Raw genomic sequence first — 15,189 nt, 5'->3', positions numbered from 1 at the left:
GAATCATGAAATTCGACAAGCTGGAATACACGGGCAAGAAGCCCTATCACGACCGTCTGGCGGCCACCCATTGGCAGCCTGGCGACACCAAGCTGGTGCCCGAGGCCGTCGCGCGCAAGCTGCTGCGCTTCGTGGAGTTCAGCCGCGCGCCGGCAACCCAGCAGCAGGCGGACCAGCTGCAGCTGGAGGCCCAGCAGGGTCAGCAGGCGCAGCAGCCCGACACGTCGGACCAGCAGGACGATGCTGCGCTCCAGCAAGCGCACGCCGCCCAGCAGCAGGCGGACCAGTTGCAGCTGGAAGAGCGCGCGGCCACAGAGTCCATGCTCCTGACTATCGAGGGCATGGACAAGGGCGCCCTGGCCGAATACGCTGCCAAGTACGAGGTCAAGCTCGACGCGCGCAAGGGTGAGGCCAAGATGCGCGCCGAGGTGGCCAACCTGATCGAGCAGTTCGGAGCACGCTGATATGACGCTCCAGGATCTGATCAACCGCTTCCGCGCCGACTCCAAAGACTGCGTGAAGCCCTACCTTTGGGGCGAGGAACTGGTGACAGCCTGGCTGAACGAGGCCGTGGCTGAAGCGGCGGTGCGCGGCCGGCTTCTGTTGGAAGTAGAGCGCCCTCAAGTCTGCCATGTGCCGGTGAAGGAAGGTCAGGCCACCTATCCTCTGCACCCCGCCCTGTACGAGATCACCTATCTCGCCTACGAGATCGACGGCGCGCGGGAACCACAGGAGTTGACGCTGATTTCCACGGAATGGCTGGACCGCCATCAGCCAGGGTGGCGCCACAAGCGTCTTGATTGCATGCGCTGGGCTGTGCAGGGCGAACGATCCATCCGACTCGTGCCGGCGCCGCCGCGCGACGGGCGTCTGGTGTTGGAGGGCTACCGCCTTCCGCTGCGACCCATGTGCAGCTCGGGAGAGTCGCCCGAGATCCATGCCTTCAGCCATGAAAAGCTGGTGCTCTGGGCCCTGCACCGTGCTTTCTCGCAGCCAGACGCGGATGGTTTCGACCCGACGCGCGCGGCAGCAGCAGAGGCTGAGTTCACTCGGTACTTTGGGCGCCGGCCCGACTCCGACTTGCGCCGGCAAACCCGTGAGGACCAGCCTCACGTCACCGAATCCATCATTCTTTGAGGAGAGCCATCATGTTCGGCTTTCAACCAGGTCGGCGAGAAGCGCAGGCGGCAGAGCAGCCGCGACTGGGTTTCCGCCCGCGGAGCAAGGCCGCGGCTGTTGCTGAGGCCCAGAACCAGGCGCCCGACTCCATCCCCGCCATGGTGAAACCGGGTGAGTTCGTCTTGCCGCCCGATACCGTGCACGCCATGGGCGGCGCTGGCGCGCTGCAGGCCGCCGTCGATGCCACCCACACACCAGCGCCCGAGCAGGCATTCGTGCCGCGCGGCTTCAAGCCCAAGGTGTTCTTCGCCAACGGTGGTGCGCCTGAGGACCAGATCCCGCTGGGCGGCTACCCCAAGGCGCCGACTCCAGACGGCTCGCAGTCCAATCCCATGAATACCGAGCTGGGCCGCAATGTGTCGAACCTGGCCAATGCCGTGCCTGGTGCGCTGGGCGGCAGTGCGTCTGCCCTCGCGCGCACGGGTGGGGCAATCAGCGGCGCCATCAACTCCGGAACAAACGCCGCGCGCGGGCTTGCGGTCGGCGCCGGGATCGGGGGCGGTGCCGCCGCAGCCGCAGCACCTGCTGCCGCCTCCACGATGGCGAGCCCCGCGCGCTCCACGGCTCCAGCAAGCTCAGTTGCAACGCCGCAGGCCACGCCTCCCGCCGGCAGCACCATGGGCCCACCCAGTTCGGCCGCGCCGCAGGAAGTCCAGCCCGGCATCTTCCGACAGGGCAACAGCTTCGCCGACAGCGCACAGGGCGCGGCGCTGGGCAACGAACCGCGCGGCTTGCCCTCGCGGCGCAACGACGCGGCCGGCGAGAACCTGGCCAGCCAGTACACGGCACGCGGCTTCACGCCAGGCCAGCGCACCGAGGTGGAGCAGCCCCGCCTGGGCTTCCCGGGCTACCGAGCACCAACCATCGCCCACTCCGGCAACGACTGGCAGGCACGCAAAGACCTCCAGAACCTGGAAACCGGCGCAAGCAGCATCATGAACCGGCCCGAGTTCGCGGCAGCCGGCATGGCCCGCTTCCGCGGCGGTGGCGCTCAGTCCGGCCCGCCACCGGCCGTGGCCGCCTACCAGGCCGCCCTGCAGACCGACTCGGCGCTGCGCCAGGCCCAGCCAGGACTGGACGCCGAGACCATGCGCCAGAACGCAGGCCTCATGCGAGAAGACATGCAGCAATCCGGCGGCCTGCAGCGCGAGGCCATGCAGCAGGCCGGCGAAACCGGGCGCACAGGCATGCGCTTGGGCATCGAGCAGCAGCGCCTGCAGGGCGAGGCCGAAGCGCGCGGTTTCAAGACCCGGGCCCAACGCCAGGAAGAGCAACTGCGCAATACGCTCCTCGATCCCAATGCCACGCCCCAGCAGAAGCAGCAGGCTCAGCAGTCCATGCGTGCGATTCGGGGGGATGCAGAGCCCACCAACCGTTTCACCGTTGTCCCGGGCGGACAGGAATGGAGCGACGCTGCGAAGACCATGCGAAATGTGCCGGCCAGGGTGCTGAACAACCAGACCGGGCAGTTTGTGGGGGGCGATGCCGGCGCTGGGGGCATGCCGCCGTCCAAAGAAAGCCTCGTGTCTGGGCAGGTTTACACCACGCCATCGGGGCAGCTCCGGTGGAACGGGACAGCCTTCGAGAGGATGGGCTAGTTCTTACTTGCTGAGGAAGCAGGAGGCAGGCCGTAGGCCTCTTCGTAAGTCATGGTCCTTGGTTGCTGTACGTGGCCGCGATCCATGTCGACAGCGGGTGGCGTAGCTTCGTCAATAGGTGTCACGGGGCGTGCCGTGGAAGGGTCAAACTGCAGACCCGAGGGTGTGCGCTGCCGCTGCGCCGACGTTTCGCCAATTGGTCCCGCCACGCGGATCCCCGCAGAAGACAGCGCCACCACCGATCCGATGGACAGCGGCACCAGCACTAGGCCCAGGATGATCCCGGGAACGCTGGTGTTGGTCTTCCCATCCTTGTCGTTTGGCCACTTCGAGAAGGCCAGCACCCACAGCACAACGAAGCCGAGCACGGGCACAAGCATGAGCAGTGCCCATGCTCCGCTGTGTCCTGATCGCTGCAGGATGCGCCAAGCCGGAACGACCATCAGGGCCGCAACGGGCGCGATGACAAGCAGTGCGATGAGCCAGTGAATGGCGCTGAAAGATCCCATGGTTCCCTCCTGTTGGCGGGACTGTATCAGGCCTCACTCAAAAGCCTTCGTGAGCGACTGTGTGGAGCACGCGAACCTGCGTGACGCCTGGGCGGCACTGGTGCAATTGACTGAGGCTCTTTGAGCACTTCAACAAGGTGCGTCCGCATTCGCTAAAAAAGCAGTCGCCTCGGGATTCAGGCGGCAACAAGCTGCAGGGATTGTCCCGTAGCTCTATTGCGAATAGGTTGGGGGTAGAAGCAACATCAGTAGTGGCAGGCGCCTCTATGCAGTGGGCAATTTTTTGCTTTCGTCGGCAGGAGTTGCGCCGATGGAGTTGCGTCCTTGTCGGGTTTGTTGCGCGACTACGAGGTACTAGGCGACACCCTGCTCCAAAGCCTTCGAGCGGTTCATTTGCTCGGCGGCGTGCGACCGTCATCGCGATGCATACCAGAACTCTGTGCGCATGGCGCGAACTGAATTTGCGCAGCTGGCTCAATGGGCATGGGTCGCAGACTGTTTGTCTTTGGGTTGACGCCCGAACTACTATGAGAATGCTTGCTGAGACATGATGTAACATGCTGATCAGTCCCTTCCGCTCCTTCCCTGGGAGTGTTTAGCAAATTTTTGTAAATTAGGTTTGCCAATGGAATATAAGCTCCCGGAAAATTTAGGTACTAGGAATCAAAATGAGCTTTACGCGCTTGCCGGTGCAGTGCTGCGAAGTGATGATTTGAATATTGTCCTAGACGCATCTGAGGTGAAATTTATTGATCCACATGGAATTGCGGTACTAGGAGCGTTGCTGAGTCCACTGAGGGACCGTAATATCTCAATGCCGTGGCTGTCGGTGAATTACGCCGGGTACTTAAATAGGATGGATTTTTTCCAACATTGCAATATTGATGGGGTTAATATTCCGGAGTGGTCTAGGCATCCGCATCCGGATCGATTGGTGGAGTTGACTTGCATTACTGATTCAACCAAGACTGACGAGATAGCTAATAAACTCGCCGATGCTATTACCGGACGATTGACACGGGCCACTCCCGATGAAAATTTGGATTCCGAGGGGAAAAATCAGTATCTTAGATTTAGATATCCATTGTGGTATTCGCTTTCGGAACTGCTTGAAAACGCAGTCACGCATGCCAGAACGCATGGATTTTTGCAATCCAATGTTTGGGTCGCCGCGCAGTACTACGAGGGGAACAAAGAAGTCAAGATGTCTGTTGTTGACAATGGGTGTGGCTTGCTGAAGTCACTCTACAAGGAGCCAGAGTTGAGAGATAAAACTCATCTTTCTGCAATTAGAACTGCGCTAATGGAGAGGGTGAGTTGTAATAGAAATAGTCCGTATATATACGGGCATGCCAATCAGGGCGTTGGTTTGACTACAACCATGAGAATAGCCAATGGCGCCAGAGGAAAACTGATGATTGCCTCCGGAAATGCATACCTTGAAACAGCCACCATGCGCGGCTCCATACTCCCGAGCGACGGATTGTGGAATGGTGTATCTATCGCATTTTCTTGTAGGAGACATGCATTGCCGGGCATAAGTGTGCGTAAGCTGTTGCCCGACACCGATATGGACTTCCGAGGTAGGTTGAACTTTGTAGAGTGACAGGTTATTGATATGCATGGTATGCTAGAGACGCAACGATCTTTATCTATGGTGGCCATCATGAATAAGTCCGCAGTTCCAGTTGCGGTGGGAGACCTAAACACACCGGAAATCTTTCGCGTGGTCCTTGCAAAGTTCAAGGACCCTAGCTCCAAGCACGCGACGTTGAGTCGACGTGAGAGCGCTCAACCTCTCCGGCGTGGCATAGATTCCTACCTCGGAACTGGTGCTGTTGTGGAGGTTGACTGTGCTGGTGCAGATGCGACGCAGTCGTACATGGATGAGTTGGTTGGCATCCTCGTGCTTGAGAGAGGTCCAAAGGTTCTTGACCAGTTGCGTTTCCGAGGTTGCTCCAAAGACATGAAGGCGATCATCAACTTTGTGGTCAGTGATCGCGCGGCGCAGTTCATCAGGAACCCGCACCAGCATGCGCCAAGGTAGCGCTGAGGCAGTTGAGGCCTAGCCTTGGAGAGCCTCTAGAGCCTCTGTCAGCCAGAGAATTCCACAAGCTCGGCAACCTGGGCGAACATGTGAACCGCGTCACGAAGGAAGCGGCTGTAAGCGCAGTCCGTGCGGCTAAAGGCCTTCGCTGCAAGGTTAATGGCTGCGCCTGCATGGCCCCAGGTGAGGCAGAACTCGGCGGCATCTCCGAAGTGGCGGGCCTTCATGCTGCGGATGTGTCCAAGAGCCAACTCTACGGCGTAGTCCACATCTGAGTCGGCATCGCGCCAGTGTTCATCAGCGCAGCGAGTGAGGACGAGCCGGCCCAGGTCCTCTTCCGCCTTGGCCAGGGCCAGACACATCATCTGCTCGAATGTGGGGCGCGCGGCAGCCGGAGCTTTGCGCGCGCGAGGCTTTGCTGTAGCATTCATTCCTGAATCCTTTGATCGCTCGATTGATTCGCCTTGAAGGCCCTGCCGGCTCCACCCGGCGGGGCTTTCGTCTTTTGGGGCCGCTTACGACAGCAGCAGCTTCTGCACCATGTCCAACTGAGGGGACTCGCCGTGCAGCTTGACCTGGTTGTCTGTGATGCGCTGCCAGTCGTTGCGCGTGTCTTGGCCGAGGGCGAATCGGTCGCAGAAGTCAGCCACGGCTGCGGTTTGCTCCTTGGTCATTTCCTGGAAGTTGCGCGTGCCGGCGAACAGGTTGAGCAAGGCGTAGACTTGGTTGAACATCAGCTTGTGGCGGATGACGGTGTCCACGGCGAAGTGGTACAGAGGTAGGCGGTCTTGAGGATTGCTGCGCTTGCTCCCGTCTGGCTTCGGGCCGCGCACTGCCACGCCATCGTTCCAGTACTTCCAGAGGGCGTCATCGCACTCGTTCTGATATTGGATGACGCGCGCACGGACCTGCGGGCTCTTGATCTTTCCCGTCTCGATACCCATCAGCCATCCCGGGAGCTTCCTCAAGGACATGCAGGTGACGGAACGGGATTGGTCATCCCCCGGGACCTGAATCACCATCTCGGTGACGCAGGTCGAGAAGCGCTCAGCCGTCAACTTCCGATGCTGCGGCTGCCACGTCAGCCCCATACCTTCCACGATGGGCTTCATCGGTGTGTATGGCTGACCTTCGTGCTCCACGACGTACAGCTGCGTACCATGGAACGGCGCCGTGATCACCCGGCCGCAGCCGGCTTGAGTAGAATCGCGCACGATACTTTCCTTTCTCACATTGGTTGTGTCACCTGACGCCCCGGAGCTCCTACCTTCCGGGGCGTTTCCTTTTGTCAGACTGCTCATTGCTGAACCTCTGGCCTGGGCTGCAGCGCCTGCCGGAGCATCGCAACAATCTGCCCGTTGAATGTCCGATCGTTACGCTTGGCCTCCTCGTGCACCTGGGTGTGCATGTCACGAGGCAAGCGAAGTGCTGTCTTTGCCCAGTCGTTCTGTGATGTGCTTGATGCCATGTTTGCTCCTATGAATCTACAGTAGATGCATTCTGCATGAAAATCTACGGTAGATGCATTGTTGACTTTACGGTAAGGGCATAATTCATCCATGGCCACAAATGCACCTCAAGACGACTGGCACAAGACAGGTTTGCGCCTGCCTCGGGATCTGCACCATCAGCTGCATGAGGCGGCTGTAGCTAGTGGCCGCTCGTACAACTCTGAGATCGTGGCTCGGCTACAAGGAAGCTTCGAAAGCGGAGGGGCGTTTGAGCCACGCGGGGGCGATGGGAAGACCTCGACAAAAGAACCAGAAGAAGACCTTGCAGTGCGCATAGCGAAGAAGGTTGTTGCGGCCCTTCGACCTGATGGGCTGGATCTCGTAACTGGCGGCCAGCCCACCATCAAGCAGGAGCCGCCTCCCGATCCTGAAGCAAAGGACTGAACAAGCAGAGCCCGCCCCGAGCGGGCTTTTTCACGCCCCCCTGTAGGGTTCGACCTCTCTCGCCCTCGCAGAGAGAGTGGGGGGATGGCAAACGAAACCATCTCCTATGAAGACGCGTTCAAGAGCCCAGCATCCCAGCCTTCCAAGGCCACGGGGCCGGCTTCACTAAGCTACGAGGAAGCCTTTGGACTCAAGCCTGCTGATCCTCCGGCCCGCAAAGCTCTCGAAGCCGTAAACGACACCGTCATCGAAGTGGCCAACGCGGCGGCCGGCGGGGTCTCTTCTGCTGCCAACTTCATCAAGCCTGGCAACGCGGTCTCCGGCTGGATCGACAAGAACATCATCCAGGCCGGCGAATCCATGCAGAGCCCCGTCGTTCAAGCTGAAAAGCAGCGCTTTAAGCAAGAGGTGGACGGCGCCGACGGTGTGATGGATGAGCTGGGCGCGGTGGGCGGGTACATCGTCCACAATCCTGTGCTTGCGGCGGCCCAGGCTGCCGGCTCGTTCGCGGGGCCTGGTGCGGCGGTGAAGGGTGCTGGTGCCCTTGGGCGCGCGGCGGGGCTCGGTGCGAAGGGGATCGAGCGCGCAGCTCAGGCTGGCGGCGTTGCCGCTGGCGCGGCGATGGCGGGCGGGGATGCAGCGGGCACGGCCTATGACCTCGCCAAGAATGCCGGCGCCACCGAGGATCAGGCTGTATCTGCCGGGCGCGGCGCCAGTGTCATCCCGGCCATTGTGGGCGGGGTCAGTGGCGCGTTTGGCGCGGAGCGCCTCCTGGCCGGTGGCAAGGGTTTTGCCGGCGGCACTGTTGCCCGCGCGGCGAAGACAGGGGCGAGCGAGGCGGCGCAGGAGGGCATCGAGGAGGGTATCACGCAGCACGAAGGCCAGCGTGCTGCCATGCCATTTGATCCGACCATTGATCCATCCAAAGGCGTAGCTGCTGCTGCTGGCATGGGTGCGGCCCTGGGTGGCATCACGGGCGCTGGCACGTCGCTGCTGACTGGTCGGCACGGTGGGGCGGGGGAGAACGGCGCGGCCGAGGCCGGCCAGGCGGCAGATGCTGCACCTCAGCCACCCGGCGCAGAGCCTGCGGGCCTGCCGGATGTTGCAACCTACGGCGCCGCCATCGACCAGATGGTGCGGCCAGAGAGCCAGCAGCAGTACCGGGATGCTCTGGCGCGGGCCCAGGACGAGTCCCTGACCCCCGAAGACCGGAAGGCCGCGGCGGATTCATTGCATCAGGCGTTCAACCCGGATCTGTTCCAGCAGGTCGGCGAGAACCAGGCCGATGGAGAAGTGCCGTCTGGCCTGTCGACGGTGCGCGATGAATTCGTGCGGCAGCTGGCCGCTCAGCAAGAGCCGGTCATCGACGAGGCCCGGCTGCGCGAGCAGGGCATCACGCCCGCCCCGCAACTGGATACCACGCGCATTGATGCTGCCATTGGCGCGCAGCGTCCTTCCGAGGAAATGGGCTTGGATCCTGCTGCTGGCTCGCTGTCCGCAGCTGCTGCCCTGGCTGTGGATTCCGGCGCGTCCGCCCAGGCCCAGCAGGCCAGTGCCATGGCCCAGGCCGCAGAGGAAGCCGCACGCGCGCCAGCCAAGAAGAAGGCAACCGAGCGCCAGGTCACTGCAGACCCTGCCACAGGCGAGATTCAGGGCGGGGCCCTGGCCACCTGGACCGATGAAGACCTGTCGAACGCATTCCGTTCTGCGCAGGCCAAGGAGGTGCGCACGCCGTTGGCCCTGGAGCTGCAACGTCGCCGTGCAGAGCGCGAGAAACAGGGCCGCGGCGCCGCGCTCACGCCCGCCACCACATCCACCCCCCAGCAAGGAAGCATCGATGGCACACAAGCCGATCAAGCCCAGCCGCCGCGCGCGGAATCTTCGCCGGCAGCAGGAGCGCAGGGAGCGCCGGTTGCAGGTCCTGGCCCTGCGCAGGAGCTGACCAATGGCACCACCTCGTCTCAGCACGATGGCGCGCAAGCAGGTGCAGCGCCAGGCCCGCAGGCTCAAGCGCCAGTCCAAACAGCAGCCCAGCGCATCGATGCCGGCCGCGCGGCCTGGGCCAGCATGCCCACCGCAGAGCGCAAGGCCCTGGCAGGAAAGCTTGAGGGCCTGAAGCCGGTCATCCGCAAGGCCCTACCTGGCGCCACATGGGAGCGGCTGAATGCGGATCTGCAACGCAAGATCGCGGACGCCATTGCGCCGCAGGGAGAGACCAATGATTCACCCGCACCTGCAGTACGGCTGGCAGATGAACGCCCAGCAGGCCCTGCGGCTGCTGCGGAGGATGGGGGCGGTGAGCCGACAGGACGCACGCCAGATGCGCAGCCTGCTGGGCCGCGAGGTAGCGGTGCCGAACAGCCTGCTGCCGGCCTGCAATCTGCTGTACCTGGCCGAAGTGGCGCCAGCGAACAGACTGCCGCTGTAGAGCCTGCTGGTGCTCCAGCGCCTACGGTGGGCGAGCAGCAGGCCCAGGCCATCGCCAAGGAAGGGAACGACGCGCGGCGCGCGCAGCTGCTGGCCGCCAGCGAGCGCTGGACCAGTATGCCGGTGGCCGAGCGCCAGGCTGTGGCGAAGGCCGCCAAGGGGCTGAACGCTCCGGCGCGCGCAGGTGCCCACACGCGCGCCTGGGCTGATCTGGCGCCCAAGGTGCGCGAGAAGCTGGCCGCCGCCATGCCCGATGCTGCTGCAGCACCTGCAGCACCTGCAGCACCTGCAGCACCTGCAGCACCTGCAGCACCTGCAGCACCTGCAGCCGTGGAAGCAGCCGCGCGGGAGGCGGCCACCAGCCAGGCCAACGACCTGCCCGAGCCGACCGATGCCCAGAAGGAGGCGGGCAACTACAAGAAGGGCCACGTCCGCCTGAACGGACTGGACATCAGCATCGAGAACCCCGCCGGCAGCCGCCGCCGTCCAGAATGGCCGCCCCTGAAGAACCACTACGGCTACTTCAAGGGTTCTGTGGGCGCGGACAAGGACCATGTGGACGTGTTCATGACCGAGCGCGCGAGCGACCCGGACCTGCCGGTGTTCGTGGTGGACCAGGTGAACCGTGATGGCTCATTCGATGAACACAAGGTGGTGCTGGGGGCGGCCGACGAGGCCGGTGCGCGGAGCACCTACCTGGGGAACTATGAGAAGGGGTGGACGGGCCTGGGCGGCATCACCCAGATGACGCAGGATGAATTCAGGTCCTGGCTGCGTGATCCGGCGAAGACGAAGAAGCCGGCCGGCACGCTGCTTGGCGCAGCGCCTGCGCCCACGAAGAAGCCGCGCGGCGTCCTGGCCAAGAAGGCAGCGGCGGAGGAGGCTGCGCGCGCCAACTACTTCACCCCGGGCAACATCGTGAAGGGGTACGGGGATAGCCATGTCCGCGTGGTCTGGTACACGCCGGCCAATGCCGATGGCGTGTGGAGCGTGACGGTGCGCCAGGTGGAGAAGCAGGGATCGGGCTGGCAGGATGTGCCGGGCGTGCGCGAGCGCACCCATGCCACGCCGCCCAGCGCGCGCGAGCTGAAGGCTGGGCCGGTGGAGCGCACCGAGGAACTGCCGTTCCGCCGTGGCGAATCCGATGGCCAGGGCCTGACCGATGACCAGATGGCGAATCTGTTGCGCATCATGCGGCCGGAGCCGGCGGCGTTTTCCGAAGCTGCACGGGCCCAGGCCGTGGGCAAGGTGCGCGAGACGGTGGATGCCATACGCAAGGGTTGGAGCAACGGGCCAGAAGTCGTCGTGGCCTTCGACATGAACGACCCGGCTGTGCCGGAGGCGGCGCGGCGCGCGGACTTGCGCCAGCGCAGTGGCGGGGCCTCCGGAGCGCCCGAGGGCTTCTACTGGCGCGGCAAGGCCTACCTGCTGGTCAGCAAGCTGAACACGCCCGCCGACGCGGCACGCGTGCTGCACCACGAGGTGCTGGGCCATCATGGCCTGCGCGGCATGTTCGGCCCGGAGCTGAACAAGATCCTCAACCAAGTGGCCGCCATGCGCCAAGCTGAGGTAGCGGCCAAGATCAAGGAATATGGGCTGCGCGGCGTCACGGACCTGAGCCGGCGCCACGCGGCCGAGGAAGTGCTGGCCGAGATGGCCGAGAAGACGCCGCAGCTGCATTTCGTGCGCCGTGCCGTGGCCGCCATCCGTAACTGGCTGCGGGCCAACGTGCCCGGGTTCGGGCGCCTGAAGCTGTCGGACGCCGACATCATCCAGGGCTACATCCTGCCGGCGCGCGATTTCGTGGAGCGCGGGCAGCGTACCGCTACCGACCGTATTGAGCCGGTGTTCAGCCGTTCGGACTCGGCGGCCGCCATGCCCGACGCCATCATCGGCAGCACACTGGGCAGCGCATCGAAGCATCCCGACTACGCTGCGGCCAAGGGCGGGGATGTTGCGGCGGCCACGCGGCTGGCCGTGGACCTCGTGACGCCTGAGATGGCGGCGAAGGTGGCAGCTGCGCTGGGTGGTGCGCGGCCGCGCGTGCTGCCGGTGGCTGCCGAAGAGTCCAGTGGTCGCAACAAGATCCCGCGCGCCGTGGCTGAAGTCCTGGCGGCACGCCTGGGCCTGGAAACGACGACGGGCATCGTGCAGGCGAATCGCGCGCGGCGCACCGGCCTGGATGGACTGGACCGCATCTTTGCGCCTGTCGATTTTGCGGGCGCCGTAGAGCCGGGCGACTACCTCCTGGTGGATGACACCCTCACGCAGGGCGGCACGTTCGTGGCCCTGGCCAGCCACATTCATGAAGGTGGAGGCAATGTGGTGGGCGTGGTTGCGTTGACCGGCAAGCAGTACAGTGCAAAAATCCAGCCCTCTCCCGAAACCCTGGCCTCCCTCCGTCAAAAACATGGTGACCTCGAAGACCAATTCCGCGCAGCCACAGGCTACGGCTTCGACGCGCTCACCGAGTCCGAAGCCCGATACCTCGCACGATTCGAGCCGGCTGAGCGACTCCGAGATCGAATCGCTGAAGAAGGACGACGCGCAAGCGAGCGCGCAGATCAAGGCAATCCTCGCCAAGGCGATGACGCCGACGAGCTGAGCTTCAGCCGCTCACGGCTTTCGGAGATCAAGGACAGCGCTCTGGACCAGCTCCAGAAGACGATGTCCCACCCTGGCAAGGTCTCTGTCTGGGACAAGACCATCGGCACCATGCGCCACCTGGCCGAACGTGCGCCAGCCTTCAAGCCGGTCTACGAGACGGCCCAGCGCAACATCGATGACGTGTCCATGCTGGCCAATGATGCGGCCGACCGGGCGCCGCGCCTGTTGCCGCGCGTGGACACCATCGGTGATCTGGTGGGCAAGAATCGTAAAACCCCTGTCTCGGCGGCCGACAACAAGGCCGTGGCCAAGCCGCTTTTCGAGGGCACGCTGCTCTGGGGCCGGGATGTGGACGGCAAGGCCGTGCTGGTGGACGAGCTGACCAAGAAGTACGGCAACCTGCCCGCCGACGACAAGGCACAGCTGCTGCTGCGCGCTGGCCGGTTGGACGACCGCATGCTGCGCGCCTGGCGCGGGCTGCCGCTGGCCCAGTACGAAGCGCTGGTGAATTCTCGCTTCGAGAGCAAGATGCTCAAGGCCGGCGCGGTCTGGACGGATGCCGAGCTGCAGACCATGTTCGGCGCCACGCCCAACCAGATCGCCCTGTACCGTGAAGCCCGCGCGGCCATTGACCGCTCCATCGACATGACGGCCCGCGCGGACATGATGCGCGCGCTGGGCGACGAGTACGCCGGCCTGCGCGACATGGTGCTGGACGCGCCCAAGCTGTCCGATGCCCTGGAGCTGCTGACCACCACGCTGCAGGAGGATGCCAAGGCCAAGCCGGACCTGGCCGAACGGCTGCTGCATCTGAACAACATGGTGGTGGACCGGGCGGCCACAGCCAAGGACCTGCAGGACGCGGGGTATGCGCCGCTGTCGCGCTTCGGGCGGTACACGCTGGACGTGGTTGACCAGGAGGGCAACCGCCAGTACTTCGGCATGTACGAGACCATGAAGGACGCCAACCTGGCCAAGATCCAGATGGCCCAGGCCTTCCCCGGCGCGGTGATCACCCAGGGCACCATGAGCCAGCAGTCCTTCAAGCTGTTCGCGGGCATCACTCCCGAGACACTGGAGATCTTCAAGGACATGGTCGTGGGCAAGGAAGCCGACGCGGCCACGCGCAAGGTGTTCGATGAATACCTGAAGCTGACAAAGAACAACCACAGCGCCTTGAAGCGCCTGATCCAGCGCAAGGGCATCGAGGGCTACAGCCAGGACGTGGGCCGCGTGGTGGCCAACTTCATCTACAGCAATGCGCGCCAGGGCGCGGCAGGCCTGAATGCCGGCACCATGGACCGCGCGATCAACGACATCCCGAAGGAGCAGGGCGAGCTGAAGGACCTGGCCATGGGCCTGCGCAGCTACATCCGCGATCCACAGGAAGAGGGCCAGGCCGTGCGCGGCATGCTGTTCGCGCAGTACCTGGGCGGCTCGCTTGCCTCGGCCGTGGTCAACATGACCCAGCCCTTTGCGGTGACGCTACCCTGGCTCAGCCAGTTCGGCGGCATTCGTGCGGCCAGCGGCCAGATGGCGCGGGCCTTGAAGGACATGGGCACGCGCGGCATGAAATACGAACCTGACCTGGCTCACGCGCTGAAGTCCGCCGAGGACGACGGCGTGGTCTCGCCACAGGAAGTGCACCAGTTGATGGCACAGGCGCGCGGCGCGGGCGGCCTGCGCTCGGGCGATGGCACCAAGTCTGGCGATGCTCGCGCGGCGGCCGGCAATGCCTGGGAACGCGCCAAGGTGGCCTGGGGCCAGCCCTTCGCCCTGGCCGAGCAGTTCAACCGGCGCTCCACATTCATCGCAGCCTTCCGCATCGCCAAGGCACAGGGCATGGATGATCCAGGCGCCTTCGCGCGCAAGGCCGTGCTGGAGACCCAGTTCGTCTATTCCAAGGCCAACAAGCCCCAGTGGGCACGCGGCGCCGTGGGCGGCACGCTCTTCACCTTCAAGACCTATTCCGTCAGCTACCTGGAGCTGATGCAGCGGATGTGGAAGCAGGGAGGGCCAGAGGGCAAGCGCGCGGTGGGCTGGGCCCTGGCCATGCTGCTGCTGATGGGCGGTGCGGGCGGCGTGCCCTTTATGGAGGACGCAGAGGACCTGATCGACGGCGTGGGCCAGATGATGGGCTACAACCTCAGTTCCAAGCAGTGGCGCAAGGAGGCCCTCGCGGGCATCGTGGGCAAGGAGCTGGCCGAGTTCCTGGAGCAAGGTGTCTCGGGCCTGCCAGGCGCGCCCATCGATGTTTCCGGGCGCTTGGGCATGGGCAACCTGCTGCCCGGCACCGGCCTGCTGTTGACCAAGCAGAGCCGCGAGCGGGATCTGCTGGAGGTGGCCGGCCCCGCGGGTGATCTGGTGATGCGCGGGTTCACTGCTGGGCGCAAGGTGCTGACGGGCGACGTTGCTGGCGCGGCGTTGGAGGTCTCGCCCACGGCCGTGCGCAATGCGTTCAAGGGCGCGGACATGGCCGCCAGCGGCATGTACAAGGACACCAAGGGTTACAAGGTGATCGACACCACGCTGTCCGAGGCGATTGCCAAGGCCGCCGGCTTCCAGCCCAAGAGCGTGGCCGAGGTGCAGGAAGCCAACAGCTTCATGCAGCGGTCCAAGAGTTTCTACAGCCAGACCAGCAGCGAGATCAAGGCGCAGTGGGCGGATGCGCTGTTCCGCAAGGACGAGGGCGCCTTGGCGCGCGTGCGCGAACGGCTGGCCGATTGGAACAAGAACAATCCGGAGCAGCCCATCGTCGTGAAGATGCCGGACATCTGGAAGAAGGTCCGCGAGATGGGTAAGGACCGGACAGACCGCATTGCGGACAACTCGCCCAAGGCGCTGCGTCAGCAGATGCGGGAGATGGCAGCGGAGGCGCGATAGCACTTGCCCCTTGCAGGGTTGGCCTTGAAAGGGCGGCATTGGAA

At 64.0% G+C, this 15,189-nt stretch carries 11 protein-coding genes; 7 read left to right on the top strand and 4 right to left on the bottom strand.

The genetic code is table 11. The annotated features are described in order from the left end of the window. Positions 1–5: 5 nt before the first annotated feature. The 3 genes from PO605_RS20875 to PO605_RS20865 all read left to right on the top strand — a co-directional run bounded on the left by PO605_RS20875 (position 6) and on the right by PO605_RS20865 (position 2,777). A complete protein-coding gene (locus PO605_RS20875) occupies positions 6–464 on the top strand; it encodes a hypothetical protein (protein WP_272206818.1) in 459 nt (152 codons plus the stop codon). 1 nt (position 465) lies between these two features. Then, complete coding sequence (locus tag PO605_RS20870) at positions 466–1,137, top strand: phage adaptor protein (protein ID WP_272206817.1); 672 nt, start codon at positions 466–468, stop codon at positions 1,135–1,137. Between the two features lie 140 nt (positions 1,138–1,277). Next, on the top strand, positions 1,278–2,777 hold the full coding sequence (locus PO605_RS20865) for a hypothetical protein (RefSeq protein WP_272206816.1): 1,500 nt from the start codon (positions 1,278–1,280) through the stop codon (positions 2,775–2,777). Here PO605_RS20865 and PO605_RS20860 read toward each other — a convergent pair. Then, a complete protein-coding gene (locus PO605_RS20860) occupies positions 2,774–3,286 on the bottom strand; it encodes a hypothetical protein (RefSeq protein ID WP_272206815.1) in 513 nt (170 codons plus the stop codon). The two genes, PO605_RS20865 and PO605_RS20860, sit on opposite strands and share 4 nt — an antisense overlap. A 625-nt stretch (positions 3,287–3,911) precedes the next feature. On the opposite strand from PO605_RS20860, the gene PO605_RS20855 reads away from it, so the two are divergent. Together PO605_RS20855 and PO605_RS31050 are read left to right on the top strand one after the other, a co-directional pair. Further along, positions 3,912–4,892 (top strand): hypothetical protein, encoded by a 981-nt coding sequence (locus tag PO605_RS20855; protein WP_272206814.1) that lies wholly within the window; start codon positions 3,912–3,914, stop codon positions 4,890–4,892. A gap of 12 nt (positions 4,893–4,904) precedes the next feature. Continuing rightward, positions 4,905–5,333 carry an STAS-like domain-containing protein gene (locus PO605_RS31050; RefSeq protein WP_442874739.1) on the top strand — a complete coding sequence of 143 codons (429 nt, stop codon included), beginning with the start codon at positions 4,905–4,907 and terminating at the stop codon, positions 5,331–5,333. A 47-nt stretch (positions 5,334–5,380) separates the two neighbouring features. On the opposite strand, the gene PO605_RS20850 is transcribed toward PO605_RS31050, so the two are convergent. The 3 genes from PO605_RS20850 to PO605_RS20840 all read right to left on the bottom strand — a co-directional run bounded on the left by PO605_RS20850 (position 5,381) and on the right by PO605_RS20840 (position 6,801). After that, on the bottom strand, positions 5,381–5,764 hold the full coding sequence (locus PO605_RS20850; protein ID WP_272206813.1) for a hypothetical protein: 384 nt from the start codon (positions 5,762–5,764) through the stop codon (positions 5,381–5,383). A gap of 84 nt (positions 5,765–5,848) precedes the next feature. Then, positions 5,849–6,547 carry a phage antirepressor N-terminal domain-containing protein gene (locus tag PO605_RS20845; protein WP_272206812.1) on the bottom strand — a complete coding sequence of 233 codons (699 nt, stop codon included), beginning with the start codon at positions 6,545–6,547 and terminating at the stop codon, positions 5,849–5,851. A gap of 83 nt (positions 6,548–6,630) precedes the next feature. After that, the gene (locus PO605_RS20840; protein ID WP_272206811.1) at positions 6,631–6,801 is read right to left on the bottom strand and encodes an Arc family DNA-binding protein; all 171 of its coding nucleotides are present in this window, start codon (positions 6,799–6,801) and stop codon (positions 6,631–6,633) included. Positions 6,802–6,892: 91 nt separating this feature from the next. Between PO605_RS20840 and PO605_RS20835 the strand changes: the two genes are divergently transcribed. Beyond that, positions 6,893–7,228, top strand: coding sequence for an Arc family DNA-binding protein (locus PO605_RS20835; RefSeq protein WP_272206810.1), 336 nt, complete (start codon positions 6,893–6,895; stop codon positions 7,226–7,228). A gap of 84 nt (positions 7,229–7,312) precedes the next feature. After that, a complete protein-coding gene (locus PO605_RS20830; protein WP_272206809.1) occupies positions 7,313–15,145 on the top strand; it encodes a PLxRFG domain-containing protein in 7,833 nt (2,610 codons plus the stop codon). Positions 15,146–15,189: the final 44 nt, after the last annotated feature.

Source organism: Delftia sp. DT-2 (assembly GCF_028401915.1).
Lineage (GTDB): Bacteria > Pseudomonadota > Gammaproteobacteria > Burkholderiales > Burkholderiaceae_C > Comamonas > Comamonas tsuruhatensis.
The sequence above is the reverse complement of the archived record's forward strand: the minus strand, read 5'-3'. Positions and strand labels throughout refer to the sequence as shown.